The sequence below is a fragment of the Halorubrum lacusprofundi ATCC 49239 genome, assembly GCF_000022205.1.
In the GTDB taxonomy this organism is placed as follows: domain Archaea; phylum Halobacteriota; class Halobacteria; order Halobacteriales; family Haloferacaceae; genus Halorubrum; species Halorubrum lacusprofundi.
Map to the genome: position 1 here is coordinate 2,705,169 of NC_012029.1, position 16,295 is coordinate 2,721,463.

The window sequence follows — 16,295 nt, forward strand, 5'->3', positions numbered from 1 at the left end:
GGGACCCGCCGACCGAGTGCCTCTATGGACGACCGGATCCCGGTAACCGTACTCTCGGGAAGCCTCGGCGCGGGCAAGACGACCTTGTTGAACCACCTCCTGCGAAACGCCGGCGACCGCGACATCGCGGTGCTGGTCAACGATATGGGCGACGTGAACGTCGACGCCGAGCTGATCGCCGAAGAGTCCGAGGTCGACGTCGAGGGCGTCACGGAGCTGTCGAACGGCTGTATCTGCTGTGAGCTACAGGACGACCTCGAAAGCGCGGTGGTACGGCTCGCGAACGAGCGCTCTTTCGACGCCTTGGTCGTTGAGTCCTCGGGGATCTCCGAGCCCGCGCCGGTCGCGCGGCTGTTCACGACCGAATCGCGCGCGGCGGCCCGATACCGCGTCGACGCGTTGGTGACCGTTATCGACACGCGGCAGTTCCTCGACGCCTTCGCGGGCGAAGGAACGCCGGAGCGGCGCGTCAACCCGGACGCTGACGGCGGGGACGGAGATGCCGACGGCGACACGACCGGCGGCGCGGCCGACGGCGCCAGCGACGGCGACCGTCCGCTCTCGGACCTCCTCGTCGAGCAGATCGAGGTGTCCAACCTCGTGGTGTGCAACAAGGCCGACCTCTGTACCGACGCGGAGATCGACGAGGCGGTCGACCTCGTGGGCGCACTGCAGCCCGACGCGGAGACGGTCGTCACGGAGTTCTCCGCGGTCGATCCCGATCGGATCCTCGGCGTCGGCCTGTTCGAGGAGCGCGAAATCGGCGACCTGCCGGGGTGGAAGCGAGCGCTGGCCGAGGACACCGCGGACGATAGCGGCCACGACAACCACGATCACCACGCCGACCACGACCACCGCCACCCCGACGAGATGTACGGCGTCACCTCCTTCACCTATCGCCGCCGGCGACCGTTTCACCCGAACCGGTTCGCCGCTCTCCTCCGCGACCTCCCGGACGATGTCGTCCGCTCGAAGGGGACGCTGTGGGTCGCCGGAACCGACCAGCGCCAGCAGGTCGGACAGGCGGGTCGGTCGGTCCGCGTCGAGGCGCTCGGCCCGTGGATCGCGAGCCTCCCGGCCGTCGAGCGCGACATGCTGCGCTCGAACCGGCCCGATCTGGCGTGGGACGACGAGCACGGCGACCGCCGGACCGAGTTCGTCGTCATCGGCACGGGCGTCGATGAGACCGCGCTCGTCGACCGACTCGACGACGCGCTCGTCACCGAAGCGGAGTGGAAGGCGTTCCGCGCCGACGAACCGACGACCGACCACCCGTTCCCGACCGAACAGGGCGAGTCGATCGCGCTCCGCGAGCCCTAATCCGATCGTGATGGTCCGGACGCGGTAGCGAAGAGCTAAGTGGGACTCTCCCGGGCGGTGACGTATGGGCGAGGACCAGAAGGGAACGAGCGAGGATCCGAAGGGGATCCGCGAGGGCGTCGAAGGATCGAAAGGCGACCTGCGGGTGGTGTTGCTCCTGAACGCGGTGCTTTCGGGGATGTTCGCGTGGACCGCCTTCTGGGGGTTACAACTGCTCGACGTCGCCGAGGTCACCGCGACCAACGTCGCGTCCCTCGCGCTGATCGTCTTCGCGCTGACGTACGTCACCGTGTTGCGGTGACTGTAGCGACGGGAGACGCCTCTCTCGCGATCCGACGAATTGGCGAGTTTCGCCATCTTTTAACCCGAACGCGGCGCTTTTTCCGACAATGACGATCGAAGACCGCGACGACGCGCACCTCATCACGCACGCGCTGGCGAAGGACACCCTCTCGCGGCTCCGCGACGTCGAGACCGAGCAGGTCGCGTTCCGGAAGGGGCTCGTGAAGCTCGGCCGCATCTGCGGCTACGAGATCATCGACGGTGCGATGGAGACAGAGTACGTCCCCGTCCAGACGCCGCTCCAAGAGACGACCGGTGAGCGCGTGAAGGGACTCGACGACGTGGTCATCATCAACGTGCTCCGGGCCGCGACGCCGTTCGTCGAGGGGCTGTTGAAGGCGTTCCCCCGCGCGAAGCAGGGCGTCATCTCCGCCGGCCGCGACGAGGAGGCCGGGATGACCGACGACGGTGAGTTTCCGATCACGATCGACTACGTGAAACTGCCCGAGATCCGGCCCGAGGACACCGTGATCGTCGCGGACCCGATGCTTGCCACCGGCTCGACGATGTGCGCCGTGCTCGACCACGTCCTCGACGAGGCCGACGCCTTCGAGGACCTGTTCGTCCTCTCGGCGGTCTCCGCGCCCGAGGGGCTCGTCCGGGTGAGCGAATCGGTCCCCGAGGCCGACCTACTCACGGTCGCCATCGACGACCGCCTCGACGACGACGGGTTCATCCTCCCCGGACTCGGCGACGCCGGCGACCGCGCGTTCCGGACGGTTTGAGGTCGCGGCGGCGGCAGCGACTAGCCGCTCCCGCCGACGTACTTTTAAGAGTCGCCCGCGCGACCGATCGGTATGAGCGACGCGCCGACGACCGAGCCCTGCGACGACTGCGGCGACCCCACCACGGACGCGCTCGCACGCACCGTCCGGCTGAGCGTCGACCGCGCGAACATCGACACCCAGCGGCTCTGTCCCGACTGCTTTGCCGACTGGATCCAGCGCTATCAGGATCGGCTCGGCTCCGGCCCCGACGACGACGACAGCGGCAGCTCCGAGATCATCGTCGACTGAGCGGTCGGGAGCCGTCCACGCTTCTCATCGACACGGCAACGTCCGTCCCGACCGCCCGTCTTAAGCCGCGGCGGCACGGACGACGACGTAATGGATCTCGCCATCGACGCCCCGACTCCGGCGGCGCCCGACTGCGCCGACGACGGGACGTGGCTCGCCTGCATCGAGTGCGACGAGACGTTCGCCCCCTTCGAGGCAGTCCGGTACACCTGCGACGAGTGTGACGGTCTGCTCGAAGTACGCTATGACGACCCGCCGACGTTCGACGACTTCGGCTCGGGCGCCGCCTCCGAGGGCCCCGATCGCGGCGTCTGGCGCTACCGCGAGGCGCTCCCGTTCGATCTGGGCGTGACGCTCCCCGAGGGCGGCACCCCGCTGCACACCGTTCCCCGAATCGAGGAGGCGGTCGGCGTCGAGACGCTCCGGGTCAAACACGAGGGGATGAACCCCACCGGCTCGTTCAAGGACCGCGGGATGACCGTCGGCGTCCGAGTCGCCGAGGAACTTGGCGTCGGCGCGCTCGCCTGTGCGTCCACCGGGAACACCTCCGCCGCGCTGGCGGCGTACGGCGGCCGCGGCGGGATGGAAACGCTCGTGCTCCTTCCGAAGGGGAAGGTCGCCGCCGGGAAGATCGCGCAGGCGAGTCTCCACGGCGCCCGCATCCTCGAAGTCGACGGCAACTTCGACGCCTGTCTCGACATCGTCCAAGAACTGGCCGCCCGCGGCGAGGCGTACCTGCTCAACTCACTGAACCCGTTCCGCTTAGAGGGCCAGAAGACGATCGGCTTCGAGATATTAGAGGAGTTCCGAGACGACTACGGGACCTTCCCGGACCGGATCGTCCTCCCCGTCGGCAACGCGGGTAACACCTCGGCGCTGTACAAGGCGTTTCGCGAGCTGGTCCAGTCGGGCGCGCTCGACGTCGACGAGGTCCCCAAACTGACCGGCGTGCAGGCCGAAGGCGCCGCCCCGATGGTCGAGGCGATCGAGGAGGGCAACGACGAGGTTCGGCGCTGGGAAGAGGTCGAGACGCGCGCGACCGCGATCCGCATCGGGAACCCGGTCAACGCCCCGAAGGCGCTCCCGGGGATCCGGAACACCGGCGGCACGGCGGTCGCCGTCAGCGACGACGAGATCACCGACGCGCAGCGCGACCTCGCCGAGGAGGGCGTCGGCGTCGAACCCGCCTCCGCCGCGAGCCTCGCCGGACTCAGGAAGCTCCGCCGCGAGGGCGTCGTCGAGGACGACGAGCAGGTCGTCTGCCTGACGACGGGGCACCTTTTAAAAGACCCCGACGCCGCCTACGAGGCCGGGAGCGACCCCGAACCCGTCCCGAACGACGTGGACGCGGTCGTCGAGCACCTGCGCGACTGATCGGGCCGTTCGCACGCTATTCCCAGTTGTACAGCGCGTCTTGGAACACCTCCTCGACGTCCTCTTTCGTCACGGGTCGCGGGTTACACCGAAGTAGCCGCTGCTGGCTCTCGACGGTGCTTTCGGCGAGCGTGCCGGTGTCGTCGACGGTGATCCCCGCCAGCTCGTTGAGCCCGCTCGGGAGCACGTTGAGGTCCCGTTGGAGCCGCACGAACTCCTCGCGGGCCTCGTCGGCGGCCTCGCGGGTGCTCATCCCGGAGGTGTCGGCGCCGAGCATCTCCGCCACCTTCGCGAACCGCGGCGGGTCGCTGGCGACGTTGTAGCCGAGGGTGCTCGCTGGCGTGAGCGCCGCGATGGTCTCCCCGTGGTACGTGTGATAGTTGTTTCCGACGGGATACGCCATCGCGTGCGCGAGGCTCGCGCCCGCGGTGAGTCCGGCGATCGCACCGAACAGTGCGCCCTTCAACATCGCGCCGCGAGCCTCGATGTCGTCGCCGTTGTTGACGACGCGTCGTACGTTCGACGAAAGGAGGTCGATCGCCTTCTCGCTGAACATCTCTGTGAAGCCGGTTCGTCCGGCGTACACCGGACGGTCTGCGGGATTTTCGGGGCGAAGCAGGTCGTCGTACTGGTGGGTGGTGTACCCCTCGATCGCGTGGCCGAGCGCGTCCATCGCGGTCTTCGCCGTGAGGTCCGGCGGCAGCGTCGTGGTGAGCGTCGGGTCGAGCACCGCGGCGTCCGCCCGGACGTGCGTGCTGGAGATCCCCTCTTTAATTCCCTTTTCGGGTACCGAGAGGATCGCCACGGGCGAGATTTCGGAGCCCGTCCCCGCGGTCGTCGGCAACAGGATCAGCGGCGGCCCCGATTCGGTGAGGTTCTTGCCCGCGCCGGTCGGCGCGGCCACGTAGTCGAGCACCTCGCCGCCGTTGGCGACGATCGCCCGCGTCGCCTTCGCGGTGTCCATACAGCTACCGCCGCCGAGCCCCAGGTAGAAGTCGTACCCGTCCTCGCCCATCTCATCGCGGACGAACGCGATGCACTCCTCGACCGCCTCGATGCTGGGTTCGCGTTCGACGCCGTCGTACACGTCGACGTCGAACCCGTCGGCCTCCAGCTCGTCGGCGACGCGATCGACGTGGCCCAACGAGACGAGGTCCGAATCGGTGACGATCAGCCCGCGACCGTCGCCGGAGAGCCCGAGCTGGCCGAGCTGGTAGCCGAGCTCGTCGGCCGCGTCGGCTCCCACGCGGATCGCCGGCATCCGCACCTCCCAGACGGTCTCCGGCGAGAGTCGGTGCGGGTCGGCGGAGACGGAGCGCTCGTAGCTCACACCCCCCACCCCGGCTGGATCGCCTCGAACTGCTCCGGGTCGTGGCCGAACACGATCTCGGCGTCGTGGCGTCGCTCCAGCTCGCGGATCCGATTCATGCTCTCGGCCCACTCCGTTTTCCCCCACACGAGGGGGCCGCCGAGCGGGGTTCCCTCCTCGTAGTTCTCGTCCATGTACACCTGATCGCCGGTGAACACGACGGTGCCCTCGGAATCGAGGTGGATCACCGAGCCGGTGAGCCCCGGCGTGTGGCCGGGGAACCGGACGAACTCCAGATCGGTGAAGCGCTCCTCGCGGTCGCGATGGAGCACCTGCCAGTTCAGGTCGTGGTCGAAGTCGTCGAGCACGTACGCGGCGCTCCCCTCGTCGGTCTTCGCGCTGTAGTAGGCGAACTTCAACTCCTCCTCGTGGACGTACACGGGCGTGTCGGTGCCCGCGAAGAACTCCAGCCCGCCGGCGTGGTCGAGGTGGAGGTGGCTCTGGAACACCGCGTCGATGTCGTCGAGCGAGTAGCCCGCCGCCTCCAGGTCGTCGTCGAGGCGGTGGTCGCTCGCGTCGTGCGGGTAAAAGGCCTGTACGAGCCCCTCGGGCCAGTGGCCGTCGGCGGCGTCGTGATGCGAGCCCGTGTCCCAGAGGATCGTCGCCTCGGGATGGTCGATGACGAGGTTCCACACCGGAATCTCGTCGTACTCGGTGTCGGGATTCGGCTCGTCGTGGCTCCCGATCGTGTTCGCCTCCATCATGTAGTTCATGTCGCAGTACAACCCGCCGCGGTCGATGACGTGGACCTCCGCGTTTACCATACGATCAGGTGTCCATCATGAATATTGATAAACATGATCCCGGGGCGGAGTTCCGCTTCTTCGGCTCGCCGAGCGGTATCTCAGCGCCGCCGCTCTGCGTTTCCGTCGGTCTTCGTCAAGTCGTCGATTCGAGAAACGTTAGACCACAGTCTTCAGACTGCGACCCGCTCAGGTCGCGGCGCGAGGTTCTTTACTCCGCCGGCCGCTCGTCGGCGTCGTCCAGCGTGATCTCGGTGACCTCGACGATCCGGTCGTCGGCGAGCAGCGCCTCGATGGCCTCGTCCGGCACGTCCTGATCGAGGTTGTAGACGGTGAGCGCCTCGCCGCCCTGCGTCTCGCGGGCGTTGTACATCCCGGCGATGTTCACGTCGTAGTCGCCGAGGACGGTACCGATGAGCCCGATGACACCCGGCTCGTCGGTGTTGCGCGCGACCAGCATGTGGCCGTACGGGACCGCGTCGACTCGGAACCCGTCGATCCGGACGATCCGAGCGTCCTCGCCGGCGAACAGCGTTCCCTCGACCGCGATCTCGTCGTCGCCGTTTCGGACGGTGACGCGCACGAGGCTCTGGAAGTCCTCGGTCTGGCGGGTCTTCGACTCGGTGACCTCGATGCCGCGTTCCTCGGCGAGCCGAGGCGCGTTCACCGCGTTCACCTGCCACTCCAGCGGCTCGAACACGCCCTTGAGCGCGCTTGCCGTGACGAGGTCTACGTCCTCCTCGGCGATGTCGCCTTCGTAGGTCGTCTCCACGCCCGTGATGCGGCCGTCGAGGAGTTGCGCGGCGACCTTCCCGGCGGTCTCGGCCACGGCGATGTACGGCTTGATCCGCGGGAACGCGGTCTCGTCGACGGAGGGCGCGTTGAGTGCCGTGAGTACGGGCTCGTCGTCGAACGCCGCGAGCACCGCCTCCGCGGTGTCGATGGCGACGTTCTCCTGTGCGGCCTCCGTCGAGGCGCCGAGGTGGGGCGTCAAGACGATGTCCTCGACGTCGAGCAGCGGCGAGTCCTGGGACAGGGGCTCCTCGGCGAAGGAGTCGAGCGCGGCGCCCGCGAGAATGCCGTCGTCGACCGCCTCGGCGAGCGCGTCCTCGTCGACGATGCCGCCGCGGGCGCAGTTGATGAGGTAGCCGCCCTCCAGCTGGGCCAGCTCGTCTTCGCCGATCATCCCCTCGGTCTCGGGGAGGAGAGGCGTGTGGACCGTCGCGAAGTCGCCGCGGCCGAGCGCCTCGTGGAGGTCCTCGACCAGCTCGGCGCCGAGCCGGTCGGCGCGCTCCTCGGAGATGTACGGGTCGTAGACGACGAGATCCATCCCGAGCGAGTCGAGCCGCTTGGCGACCTCCTGACCGACGCGACCGAGGCCGACGATGGTCAGCGTCTTGTTGTTCACTTCGGTGCCGAGGAACTCCCCTTTCGCCCACTCGCCGCCGAGGAGGCGGCCGTGTGCCTGCGGGATCGAGCGCGCGACGGCGAACGTCATCGCGACCGTGTGCTCGGCGGCGGCCCGGACGTTCCCTTCGGGCGCGTTGGCCACGATGACCCCGTGGTCGGTGGCGGCCTCGATGTCGATGTTGTCGACGCCGATGCCGGCGCGCCCGACGATGACGAGCTCGGAGGCGGCCTCGAACACCGCCTCGTTCACGTCGGTCCCGGAGCGAACGATCAGCGCGTTGGCGTCGCTCACAGCGTCGAGCAGCGCGTCGCCCTCGACCTCGTAGTCCGTTACGACTTCGTGGCCGGCGTCTCGGAGTCGGTCCAACCCCGCATCTGCGATGGGGTCGGTCACGAGTACCTTCATGGGCGTTTTCACCGGCGGCGCGAGGTTAACCCTTTCCTCATCGCTCCGTTTTGCCGACCGAGACGATCCGCGATCGAGGATAGTGAACCCCTTCGTTTCGGGTGGAAACCCCTCGTTCGTGGGTACCGCTTTCCCGTTCGATCGACCGTAGGACGCTCCAAGCGGGTGGCCGCGCAGCGGTACTACCTTTTATATCCGGGCGCACGTTCCACCATGGATCTCACGATCGCGCTCGTCGGCGTGGCCGCAATCCTCGTGTTGACGGGGATCAGCGCCTTCTTCTCCAGTTCGGAACTCGCCGTGTTCTCGGTCCCGAGCCATCGCGTCGACTCGCTGCTCGCCGCCGACGTACCCGGCGCGCGGGCGCTATCGGCGCTGCGCGCAGACTCGCATCGCTTCCTCGTTACCGCCCTGGTGAGCAACAACGTCGCCAACATCGCGGCCGCGTCGGTCGCGACTGCGGTGTTCGTCCGGTTCGGCTTCTCCGGTGGCGAGGCGGCCACGGGCTCGACGCTGGTCACCTCCGTGTTCGTCATCGTGTTCGGCGAGATCGCGCCGAAATCGTACGCGGTGGCGAACGCGGAGAAGCACGCCCTCCGCGTGTCGCGACCGGTGGTCGCGATCCAGCGCCTTATCCGACCCGTGTTATACATCTTCGAGGCGCTCTCCGGCGTCGTCAATCGCTTCACCGGCGGCGAATCCGACATCGAATCGTACCTCACGCGCGAGGAGATCGAGACGCTCGTGCTCTCCGGCGAGGCGGCGGGCGCGCTCGACCCGGACGAGGGCGCGATGATCCGCGGCGTCCTCGATCTGGAGTCGACCCGCGTGTCGGCGGTGATGGTCTCTCGGACCGACATGGTCGCGCTGCCGGACACCGCCACGCCCGCCGAGGCGGTCTCGACCGCCGCCGCGGAGGGCGTCACGCGGATGCCGGTGTACAGCCAGAACCGCGACGACGTGGTCGGCGTCGTCGACCTGCGCGACGCGATCGGCGCCAACGAGCGCGGAGAGCCCCTCGCAAGCGCGCTCCACGAGCCGACCTTCGTCCCGGAGACGCAGCCGGTCGACGAGCTGTTCGCGACAATGCGGTCGAGCGCTCTCCGGATGGCGATCGTCGTCGACGAGTTCGGCGCGGTGGTAGGGATCGTGACCTTGGAGGATGTACTCGAGGAGATCGTCGGCGAACTGGTCGGGGGATGGGAGACCGACCACGTCGACGTGGTCGCGCCCGACGCCGCGGTGGCCCGCGGGTGGACCACCGTCGCGCACCTCAACGAGACGCTCGGGCTGGACCTCCCGATCGACGGGGGCACCGAGACCGTCGCGGGACTGGTGACCCGGCAGCTCGGGCGGGTCCCCGCTGAGGGCGACCGCGTCGAGATCGGCGACGTGACGCTCGCGGTCACGGGCGCGACCGCGACGCGAGTGACCCGAGTGCGGGTGGAGCATCCGGGGATCGGAACCGAGGGCGAAAGCGGATCGGACATCTCCGGGTCCCCGGACGCGACGGGCGACGACACCGAGTGATCGCGGTCGCTCCCGCTAGAGCCCGAACGACGCGACGGTCTCGTACGCCGGCCCGTCGCTCGTCAGCGTCGACGAGACGAGTCGGACCGCGTCGACCTCGAACCGGCCGATCTCCGGGTCGCGCTCGCGGACGGCTTCTTGTACGAGTTCCTTCCCGCGGGCGTCGTTCATCCGGGCGAGCGTGACGTGCGGGGTGAATGCGTGGTTCTCGGGGTCGACGCCGAGCGCGGTCGTCTCCACTTCGAGGGCCTCGTGGAGCGCGGTCAGTTCCGCGCTCCCGGCGTCGACCCCCGCCCAGACGACCGAGATGTAGTCGAGGCTGGGGAAGACGCCGAATCCCTCGACGGCGCACTCGAAGGGGTCGACGTTAGCGGTCTCGACCGCCTGTTTGCCGGCGGCGATCACGTCGTCGAGTGTGGGTGTGGTGTCGTCGTTGTCCTCGGCGATATCTCCCAAGAACTTCAGCGTGACGTGCGTCTGTTCGGGATCGACGAGTGCCAGTCCCGCTGCGTCCCCGAGCGCGGCCTGTGCGTCCGCGACGCGAGGCGCGAGGTCGTCCGGGAGGTCGACGGCGAAGAACGCGCGCATGACGGGTGGGAAGTTGGGCGAGAGTGCTTATAAATCGTTGATGGCGCGAAGGATACCTGCGAAATGCCAGCCGATCACTTATAAACGGATGGCTGCTGATCGCTGGCCAACACTGCCAAAGCCCCAGCCTCGTCGGCCGCCCTCCGCGTTGCTCCGGGCGACCGACTCCCTCACACCGGGGCGCGCCGACCGCGTCATTCACTTATAAGCGTTCGCGGAGCGTGTCGGCGGTCGCGTCGCCGACGCCGTCGACGTCGGTGAGGTCGTCGAGGGAGGCATCGCGCACGCTCTCGACCGATCCGAACCGGCGCAGGAGCCGGCGGCGGGTCTGGGGGCCGACGCCGGGCACGTCGTCGAGGACCGTCTTGACCTCGTCGCGGACGGTCTGGTGGTAAGAGACGGCGAAGCGGTGCGCCTCGTCGCGAACGCGCTGGAGCAGGTGCAGTTCGGGGGCGTCGTCCGGCCACCGGCGGGTGCCGGTCGGGGTCACGACCAGTTCCTCGGCCTTCGCGAGCGCGACAACGGGAACGTCCCAGCCGGTCTCCGCGAGCGCGTCGCGAGCGGCCCCGAGCTGCCCCCCGCCCCCGTCGATCAGGAGAAGGTCGGGGTCGGGGCGGTCGTCCTCGCCGGCGACCGCGCGCTCGGCGCGCCACCGGACCAACTCGCGCATGTTCGCGTAGTCGTCGTTGCGGTCGGTGAGCTTCTTCCGGCGGTAGTCGCTCGTCTCCGCGCTTCCGTCGACGAAGCACACGTCGGAGCCGACCACCGCGGTCCCCTGCGCGTGGCTCACGTCGAACCCCTCGATCCGGGCCGGGCGGTCGATTCCGAGTCGCTCGCCGAGCGCGCCGACGGGGTCCTCACGGCCGCCGCGCTTGCGGGCGTTTTTGAGGGCGAGTTCGACGAGCTTCGCCTCCCGCCCCGCACCGGGGACGCGGACCGAGACCCCCTCCGCCTCCAGCCAGTCGATCACGTCGGGGTCCGACGGGCGCTCTGCGAGGAGGATCGCGTCCGGGAACTCCCGCTCGGCGTAGTACTGCGTGAGGAACGCTGACAGCACCGCGGCGGGCGTGTTGGCGTCGGGGTCGGCGAAGCCATCTTCATCTCCCTCGCCGTCGTCTCCCACCGCCGCCGCGTCCAGCCGGTGCCGACTGCGGTCGACCAACTGGCCGCGCTCGCTGTGAAGCCGGGCCACGCGAGCGGTGTCGCCCTCGACGGCGGCCGCGAGCACGTCGACGGTGCGGTCGTCGGAGTGGTCGCTCACGGCCTCGCCGCCCTCACCGTGGAACGCCTCGACCGCTTCGAGCCGGTCCCGGAGGTTCGCGGCGCGCTCGAACTCCGCGTTCTCGGCGGCGGCCTCCATCCGCCGACGCAGGGGGTCAGCGAGGACGCCCGTCTCGCCCTCGAAGAACCGGCGGGCGGCCGCAACGTCCTCGGCGTAGCTCTCGGGGTCGATCTCGCCGGTACAGGGGGCCGAGCAGATCCCCATCTCGTAGTCGAGACAGGGACGGTCCCGGTTCGCGTACTTGTGGTCGGAGCAGCCGCGAAGCCGGTACTCGTCGCGGATCGCTTTCACCACCGTCTCCACGCGACCCTTGCTCGTGAACGGGCCGTACGCGACCGCGCCCTCCTCGGGGTCGCGGGTCACCTCGATCCGCGGGACGGGGTGGTCCGTGATCGCAACCAGCGGGTACGACTTGTCGTCTTTCAGCCGGACGTTGTACCGCGGCCGGAGCCGCTTTATCAGGTTCGCCTCCAACAGGAGCGCCTGCGTCTCGGTGTCGGTGACCGCGAACTCGATCCGGTCGGCGCGCCCGACCATCCCCCGTATCCGCCCCGAGCGCGGGTCGGCGTACGACCGCACCCGATTCCGGAGGTTGACCGCCTTGCCGACGTACAGCGTCGTCTCCCCGGCCCGGAACTGGTACACACCGGGTTCAGTCGGGAGGTCTGCGGCCCGCTCGCGCACGGCGTCGGCGTCCATCGAATCCTAGTAGCCGCCGAACGCGTTTGAACACTGCGGGCGAGCCGTGCTGCGGGCGGGCTCTGCGACCTAGCTCGTCGTCCGACAGCGCAGTCGATTATCAAACATGAATAGCGGGGGGAACCGTTTATGCGGGCGCTTGGGAGAGCCCCACGTAGAAATGACGGGACTTCGAGGGCTGCTCCGACGCGCGTTCGGTCGGGACCGGAACTCGCGATCGGTCCCGGACGGCGGGGTCGTCGTGAGTGACTCCGCCGATGCGGGATTGTCGGGTGACGCCCCCGGCGACGCGGCCGAGACGGAGACGGGCACAGCCACGAGCGAGGGCGAGGAGTACACCATTGCGGAGGCGGAGGGCGTCGATCGCGCCGAGACCCTCGCCGCCGCGGGCTTCGAGCAGGTGTTCAACGCCACCGGCGTCCCGACGTTCATCCTCGATAGCGAGGGGAACGTCGCCGAGTGGAACGAGTCCATCGCGTCGCTCACCGGGAACGAGCGTGAGGACGCGGTCGGCCACGCCCACGTCTCGGAGCTGTTCTACCCCGACGGGCGGCGGGCCGACACCCTCGCCGACAAGGTGCTCGACGCGCCGGAGACCGCCGACGAGGTGTACGGCGTCGAGCGCTGCGACTCGGCGCAGACCCGCTACCGCGACACCAGCGCGATGGTCGACCGCCACGGCGACGAAAAGCACATCGAGTTCACGGCGGCGCCGCTGTACGAAGGCGACGACCTCGTCGGCGTGACGGAGGTCGTCATCGACCGGACGGAGAACATCAACCAGCGCAACGCGACCGAGGCGCTCGTCGCCGAGGTCCGCGAGACGGCGGAGGCGATCGGCGAGGGAGACCTCGACGCACGCGCGGCCCGTCGCGAGGAGTGCGAGATCCTCGACGAGGAGCTGTTGAGCGTCATCGGCGTCGTCAACCAGATGGCGGAGAACCTCCAGGACCTCTCTGAGGGCGTTCACGAGCAGGCCCGCGAGATCGACCGAACGGTCCAGAAGGCCAGCACCGCGGCCGCGAACATCGCGGAGAACGTCGACGAGCAGAACGAACTCCTCGAAGAGAGCGTCTCCGAGATGCAGTCCTTCTCGGCCGGAATGGAGGAGGTCGCCGCGACCGCCGATCAGGTCGACTCGGCCGCGGTCGCCGCCAGCGAAGCGGCAGACGAGGGGCTCGACGCCAGCGAGGACGCCCGCGAGGCGACCGAGGACGTGGTCGATATCGGCGACGAACTCGTCGAGAGCGTCGGCGCGCTCTCCGAACGCATGGACGACATCGAGGAGGTCATCGAGGTCATCTCCGACGTGGCCGAGCAGACGAACCTGCTCGCGCTCAACGCGAACATCGAGGCCGCCCGCGCCGGCGAGGGCGGGGACGGCTTCGCGGTCGTCGCCGAGGAGGTGAAGAAGCTCGCCGACGAGACCCGCGGCTACACCGAGGAGATCACGGAGAGCCTCGCGGAGCTGCAGGCGCAGTCGGACGAGACGAGCACCGCCGTCGAGCGCTCGCACGAGCGGATCGAGGACGCCGGCACCGAGATCGAGACGGTACTCGACTCGCTCGAAGAGATCGCGGACGCGGTCGACGAGGCCGCCGCCGGCGTCGCCGAGGTCGCCCGAACCACCGACGACCAGGCCGCCACCGTGGAGGAGCTCACCTCGTCGCTGGAGGCGGTCCGAGAGCGCTCTGATCGTACCGAGGACGCGACCGAGCGCATCGTCGACGCCACCGACGACCAGGAAGTCGCCGTCGACGAACTGATCACCCGCGTCGAGCGGCTGGACGCGAGACAGGAGCGGAAGCGGGAGCGAGAGCAGCCGCAGTAGCCCCCGACGAAACCCCGAGACGCCCGCGAGTTCTCCCCGCCGCCGAATGTTTAACCCCGACGAGACCCTGTTTCTCGTATGTCCGCCACGCCGCCCGGACCCATTGGTGACCCCGTCTTCGGCAACGGTCGCCAGTACGCCGACGACCCGTTCTCGTTCATGCGTGCCTGCGCAGACAGCTACGGCGACGTCGTTCGCTTCGACCTCGGCCCGCGCGAGACGTACATGCTCACGAACCCGGCCGACGTCGAGCGCGTGCTCGTCGCCGACGCCGAGCGGTATCGCAAACCGGACTTCGGCGACGACGCCATCGACACCCTGCTCGGGAACGGCCTCCTCATGAGCGAGGGGGAGACGTGGGAGCGCCAGCGCAGGCTCGCGAGCCCCTCGTTCCACAGCCGCCGGATCGGGGCGCTCGCGGGGACGATGGTCGAGCACACCGAGTCGCAGCTCGCGGACTGGGCCGACGGCGAGGTCGTCGACGTGCAGCTGGAGGTCGCCCGCCTCACCGTCAAGATCATCGTCTCGGCGATGTTCGGCGCCGACATCACCGACGAGGAGGTGAAGACGGTTCAAGAGAAGCTGGAGCCGCTCGGCGCCCGGTTCGAGCCGGACCCGCGCCGCTTCCTGATCCCGAACTGGATGCCGACCCGCGAGAACCGCGAGTTCGACGCCGCGATCGGCACCCTCGAATCCGTGATCGACGGGATCGTCGACCGGCGTCGCGGGACTGAGTACGACCCCAGCGTCGACCCGGCCGGTCCCGGGGGCGTCGCGGTGCGAGGCCCCGTGGGGGATGGTCCCGACGGGGACGGTGCGGGCGACCTGCCGATGGACCTCCTCTCGGTCCTGCTGCGCGCCCGCGACCGCGGCGAGCAGACCGACGAGAACCTCCGCGACGAGCTGGTGACGATGCTCTTGGCGGGTCACGACACGACCGCACTGGCGCTCACGTACACCTTCTACCTGCTCTCGAACCACCCCGAGGCCCGCGAGCGCGTGGCACGGGAGGCCGCGGCGGCGACCGCCGACGGCCCGCCGACCGCCGCCGACGCCCGCGAGATGAAGTTCACCGAGCGCGTCCTCAACGAATCACTGCGATTGTACCCGCCCGTCTACACCCTCTTCCGCGAGCCGAAGCTCGACGTGAAACTGGGGGGGTACCGGATCCCCGAGGGCTCCGCGCTCATGCTCTCACAGTGGGCTATCCACCGCTCGCCGCGGTGGTACGACGACCCGGAGACGTTCGATCCGAGCCGCTGGGAACCAGAACGCCAGAGCAAGCGCCCGCGATTCGCCTTCTTCCCGTTCGGCGGCGGGCCGCGCCACTGCATCGGGAAGGCGTTCTCGCTGCTGGAGGCGAAGCTGATCCTCGCCGAGGTCTGCTCGCGGTACGACCTCGACTACGAGGGCCCCGACCTCTCGCTGCGCGGGTCGCTGACGATGCATCCCGACCACCCGGTGCCGATGCGCATTCGCGAGCGGTGAGCGCACTAGCGGAAGGGCCATCGACGACCTCGATCGAGAGTAACTGTTCACGGAACGGGATTTATAACTGAACGGTGCGGTCGGCGCGTGCCGACGAGTGGCCGACAGGCCACGAGTCGCACGCGCGAGGGAGTCGGACCGGCGCGGCTGCGCCGGTCCGACGAGGCTGGGGAGGCGTGAGGCTGCGGTTGCGGTGCGGTCGGGTGGGCCTCGCTGGCTGGGGCTTTGGAGGCCTTCACCGTCGATTCGCGATCAGTCATTTATAAGCAAGCAGCTGGCACTCCGCCCGTATCTACCGACGATCCGCCACCAACCAGTTATAAGTCGATCGTCGCGGCGACCTCCCGAAACTCGGGATCGTACAGGTCGAGCGCGTGGACGCGCCACCGGATCGGCTCGAACTCGGCGCCGACGAGGTCGGCGACGACGCCCGGCTCGGGGTTGCCACCACGCGCCACGGTAATGTGCGGAACGAAGTCGTCACCCTCGATCCCCGCGATCGCGCCGTAGGCGGCGCAGAGCCGCCGGTGGACTCGGACGAGCGCGTCGCTCTCGATGACCAGATACAGCACCGGAGCCGACCCCGACGCGGGCGCGTCGAAGATGTCGATCCCGATCACGGCGACCGGGAAGGGGTCGGTCCCCGCGAGCAGCGGGTGGAGGTCCTCGCGTAGGGCGTCGAGTGCGTCGGGCTTGGGGGGTGACGGGCCGCCGGCCGGAGCACCGCCCCCGGCGCGGTCGTCACTCGCGACGCGGTCGGGCACGTCATCGACGCCGAACCGCTTGCAGACGAGCGTGTGTCGGTCGCGCACCCGATCGAACCCCGACAGTTTCGACTGGAGATCCGCCGCGAGCCGGTCGACGGCGGGTGCGAGCGGGACGTTCAGGCTAAACATG

Annotated in this window: 14 protein-coding genes; 8 read left to right on the forward strand and 6 right to left on the reverse strand. The window is 69.0% G+C overall.

Features of this window, described 5'->3' with window-relative positions:
• The first annotated feature begins 24 nt into the window (after positions 1-24).
• From HLAC_RS13485 to thrC, 5 genes are all read left to right on the forward strand, one after another.
• Positions 25-1,320: a CobW family GTP-binding protein gene (locus HLAC_RS13485; protein ID WP_015911396.1), complete on the forward strand. Its 1,296-nt coding sequence runs from the start codon at positions 25-27 to the stop codon at positions 1,318-1,320.
• A 64-nt stretch (positions 1,321-1,384) separates the two neighbouring features.
• Entirely contained in the window at positions 1,385-1,621 is a 237-nt protein-coding gene (locus tag HLAC_RS13490; protein ID WP_015911397.1) for a DUF8107 family protein, read from the forward strand.
• An 88-nt stretch (positions 1,622-1,709) separates the two neighbouring features.
• A complete protein-coding gene (gene upp, locus HLAC_RS13495) occupies positions 1,710-2,387 on the forward strand; it encodes a uracil phosphoribosyltransferase (protein WP_015911398.1) in 678 nt (225 codons plus the stop codon).
• A gap of 72 nt (positions 2,388-2,459) precedes the next feature.
• Positions 2,460-2,678 carry a DUF7569 family protein gene (locus HLAC_RS13500; RefSeq protein ID WP_015911399.1) on the forward strand — a complete coding sequence of 73 codons (219 nt, stop codon included), beginning with the start codon at positions 2,460-2,462 and terminating at the stop codon, positions 2,676-2,678.
• A 90-nt stretch (positions 2,679-2,768) separates the two neighbouring features.
• Positions 2,769-4,052: a threonine synthase gene (gene thrC / locus HLAC_RS13505; protein WP_015911400.1), complete on the forward strand. Its 1,284-nt coding sequence runs from the start codon at positions 2,769-2,771 to the stop codon at positions 4,050-4,052.
• Positions 4,053-4,068: 16 nt separating this feature from the next.
• Here thrC and HLAC_RS13510 read toward each other — a convergent pair whose 3' ends face one another.
• The 3 genes from HLAC_RS13510 to serA all read right to left on the reverse strand — a co-directional run bounded on the left by HLAC_RS13510 (position 4,069) and on the right by serA (position 7,980).
• The gene (locus HLAC_RS13510) at positions 4,069-5,382 is read right to left on the reverse strand and encodes a hydroxyacid-oxoacid transhydrogenase (protein ID WP_015911401.1); all 1,314 of its coding nucleotides are present in this window, start codon (positions 5,380-5,382) and stop codon (positions 4,069-4,071) included.
• Positions 5,379-6,185: an N-acyl homoserine lactonase family protein gene (locus HLAC_RS13515; RefSeq protein ID WP_015911402.1), complete on the reverse strand. Its 807-nt coding sequence runs from the start codon at positions 6,183-6,185 to the stop codon at positions 5,379-5,381. The genes HLAC_RS13510 and HLAC_RS13515 overlap by 4 nt, the downstream gene beginning before the upstream one ends.
• Before the next feature lie 190 nt (positions 6,186-6,375).
• Positions 6,376-7,980, reverse strand: a complete 1,605-nt coding sequence (gene serA / locus HLAC_RS13520; protein WP_015911403.1) for a phosphoglycerate dehydrogenase — start codon at positions 7,978-7,980, stop codon at positions 6,376-6,378.
• Between the two features lie 213 nt (positions 7,981-8,193).
• Here serA and HLAC_RS13525 point away from each other — a divergent pair, with 213 nt between their 5' ends.
• Positions 8,194-9,510 carry a hemolysin family protein gene (locus HLAC_RS13525; protein ID WP_015911404.1) on the forward strand — a complete coding sequence of 439 codons (1,317 nt, stop codon included), beginning with the start codon at positions 8,194-8,196 and terminating at the stop codon, positions 9,508-9,510.
• A 15-nt stretch (positions 9,511-9,525) separates the two neighbouring features.
• On the opposite strand, the gene thpR is transcribed toward HLAC_RS13525, so the two are convergent.
• Complete coding sequence (thpR, locus tag HLAC_RS13530; RefSeq protein ID WP_015911405.1) at positions 9,526-10,098, reverse strand: RNA 2',3'-cyclic phosphodiesterase; 573 nt, start codon at positions 10,096-10,098, stop codon at positions 9,526-9,528.
• A 202-nt stretch (positions 10,099-10,300) separates the two neighbouring features.
• Complete coding sequence (locus tag HLAC_RS13535; protein ID WP_015911406.1) at positions 10,301-12,079, reverse strand: excinuclease ABC subunit C; 1,779 nt, start codon at positions 12,077-12,079, stop codon at positions 10,301-10,303.
• Between the two features lie 160 nt (positions 12,080-12,239).
• Between HLAC_RS13535 and HLAC_RS13540 the strand changes: the two genes are divergently transcribed.
• Positions 12,240-13,910: a methyl-accepting chemotaxis protein gene (locus HLAC_RS13540; RefSeq protein ID WP_049933611.1), complete on the forward strand. Its 1,671-nt coding sequence runs from the start codon at positions 12,240-12,242 to the stop codon at positions 13,908-13,910.
• Positions 13,911-13,988: 78 nt separating this feature from the next.
• Positions 13,989-15,398, forward strand: coding sequence for a cytochrome P450 (locus tag HLAC_RS13545; protein WP_015911408.1), 1,410 nt, complete (start codon positions 13,989-13,991; stop codon positions 15,396-15,398).
• Positions 15,399-15,715: 317 nt separating this feature from the next.
• Here HLAC_RS13545 and HLAC_RS13550 read toward each other — a convergent pair whose 3' ends face one another.
• Positions 15,716-16,294 (reverse strand): 2'-5' RNA ligase family protein, encoded by a 579-nt coding sequence (locus HLAC_RS13550; RefSeq protein WP_015911409.1) that lies wholly within the window; start codon positions 16,292-16,294, stop codon positions 15,716-15,718.
• Position 16,295 lies beyond the last annotated feature (1 nt).